Consider the following 2,484-nt stretch of genomic DNA (forward strand, 5'->3'; position numbering starts at 1 on the left):
GATCCGGGGATGGGCCGGGGCGATCGGGGCCCTGTGCAGGACCGGACGCCCCGGCGTCGCCGCCGCCTCAGCCCGGTCCCGCCCCGAGCAGGGCCATGACGACGGGCACCACGCCCCAGCACACGAAGGCCGGCAGCAGGCACAGCCCCAGCGGCATCACCAGGCGCACGGCGAGCTCCTCGGCCGCCCGTTCATCGGCCCGCCGGGTCTGCTGACGGACGGCGGCGGCGGTCTCGGCCAGCGTGCGGGCGCCGGCCATCCCGGACCGGTGCAGCGGCCGCAGCCGGGCGGCGGTCTCGATCCACACCGGGTCCGTGTCGAGCCCCGCCCACGCCTCGTCCCAGTCCCGGCCCCAGAGCAGCAGCGTCGCGGTGGTGCGCAGGCCGCGGGCGCCCGGCAGGGTTCGGCCGAGGTCGTCCAGCGCGGCGGGCAGGGATCGGCCGGCGCTGAGCAGCGCCGCCAACACGTCCAGCACGACGGCGGCGCCCACCGCCGCCGGTTCGCGCGCGGCCGCACGCAGCAGCAGGCGCGTCCAGGACCGCCCGGCCAGCCAGAACAGCAGCCCCACCGCGGCGACCACGGCACCGAAGGGCGAGCGGGCCAGGTCCCACGGGGAGGTGCCGAGCAGCCACGCGAGGCCGAGGCCGCCCAGGGGCAGCCACTGCAGCAGTCGGGACGTCGCGCCCGGCCCCGCCGCGGCCGAGCGGCGGGCCCGGGCCGCGTCCACGTCCGCCTCGAGACTGTGGGCCAGCCGCCGGGCCACGGCAGCGGGAGCGGCACCCGCCCGGGCCCCGGCCGCGAGCGCCGCGTCGACCAGCGCCCAGCCCGGGTCCCGTGCGGGGGTCCGCCAGGGCAGGGTCCCGCCGCCGCGCGCCGCCTCCCCGGTCGGCGCATGCGACGCCGGCACATCCCAGGCCAGTGCCTCGGCCCGGCGTCGGGCGCGGTGATGGGCACAGCACGCGGTGCCCGCCTCGCTCGGGCCCGGCCCGCAGGCGGGCAGGGTGCACGCGGTCTCCCGCCAGGCCTGCTCCTCGGTCAGGCCGGCCGAGACGAGGGCGGCCCAGCGGCGCAGCACGCCGACGAGCACCTCCGTCTCCTCCTCCGGCGTCGGCCGCCCCGCCCGCCAGGGCAGCAGCGCCGCGGCACGCCCAGCGCGCGACCGTCGTGCCTGCCCGGCCGCCGTCGTCGTGCTCACCGGCCGCTCCGCCCCGCGAGCCGGGCCGCGAGCGCGGGCACGCCGGGTCCCTCGATGGTCCGCCCGCCCGCCGCCTCCGTCCCGGGTCGCCACGTGAGGGCGGGCAGCAGGGCGAACCCGTCGGCGCGCGGGTCCGGGACGGCGAGCTCGACGGGGTGCCGCCCGTGGCCGTCGCGGGCGAGGTGCAGCACGGCGTCCACGCCGGCGCGGGCCTGCGCGGCCACCGTCTCGGGCCGCCAGCCGGCCAGGGAGGCCATGGCCGTCAGCCGGGCGGGCACCTCGGCGGCGGCGTTGGCGTGCAGGGTGCCCCACGCGCCCTGGTGGCCCGTGTTCAGGGCGGTGAGGACATCGGCCACCTCGGCGCCGCGGCACTCGCCGACCACGAGCCGGTCCGGCCGCATCCGCAGCGCGTGGCGGACGAGCTCGGCCAGTCCGACCTCGCCGGCGCCCTCCGCGTTGGCGGCGCGGCACTGCAGGGCGACCACGTGCGGGTGATCGGGCGCGGCCTCGGCCGTGTCCTCCACGACGACGATCCGTTCGTCCCCCGGCACCCGGCCGAGGGCCGCGGAGAGCAGGGTGGTCTTGCCCGCCCCGGTCGCGCCGCTGACCAGGACGGTGGCGCGGTCGCGCACGAGCGCTTCGAGGGCGTCGGCCCAGAGGGCGCCGTCCGGCCAGCCGTCGGCCAGCGCGGCCAGCGACGGCGTCGTCGCGGCCGGGATCCGCAGGCTCAGCAGGGTGCCGCCGCCACTGACCGGGGGCAGGACCGCGTGGACGCGCACGCCGCCCACGCGGGCGTCGGCCAGCGGCACCGCCGCATCGAGGCGGCGGCCGGCCCGGTGCAGCAGCCGCACCGCGAGCGCCCCGGCGGTCTCGGGGTCGAGCCGACCGGGGCGGCGGACGAGGCCCTCGTCCCCGTCGGTCCACACCGCGCCCACGCCGTCCACGAGCACGTCAGTCACGCCCGGGGTGCGCACCCAGGGTGCGAGCGGGCCGAAGCCGTCGAGCTCATCGACCAGCGCCGCCACGCGCGGGTCGTCGATCGGCGCGTCGAGGGCCTCGGCGATCAGCGGGGCCAGCGGCGGCTCCGCACCGTCCGCGGCCGACGCGCGGGCCTCGGCCACGCGTCGGCGCACGGCGGCGACGTCCAGCCCGCAGGGGCCTGCTGCGGGTGCGGCGAGCGGCGGCGCGGCGACCTGCGTGCGTTCCGGCTCGGCCGCACCGGTGCGGGGCCACGGGAACCGTCGGCCGACCTCGGGCGGGGCGAGGCGGGACCGTCGGCCCCGCACCGG

The 2,484-nt window shown here is 80.6% G+C and carries 2 protein-coding genes; both read right to left on the minus strand.

Annotation, left to right across the window (positions count from 1 at the left end; all coding sequences use genetic code 11):
* Nucleotides 1-67 precede the first annotated feature (67 nt).
* Entirely contained in the window at nucleotides 68-1,195 is a 1,128-nt protein-coding gene (locus J1M37_RS11255; protein ID WP_206452673.1) for a type II secretion system F family protein, read from the minus strand.
* The coding region (locus tag J1M37_RS11260; protein WP_206452674.1) for a CpaF family protein at nucleotides 1,192-2,484 on the minus strand (1,293 nt) is incomplete at its 5' end. The genes J1M37_RS11260 and J1M37_RS11255, both read right to left, overlap by 4 nt.

It is taken from the genome of Micrococcus sp. KRD012, assembly GCF_017168555.1.
Lineage (GTDB): Bacteria > Actinomycetota > Actinomycetes > Actinomycetales > Micrococcaceae > Micrococcus > Micrococcus luteus.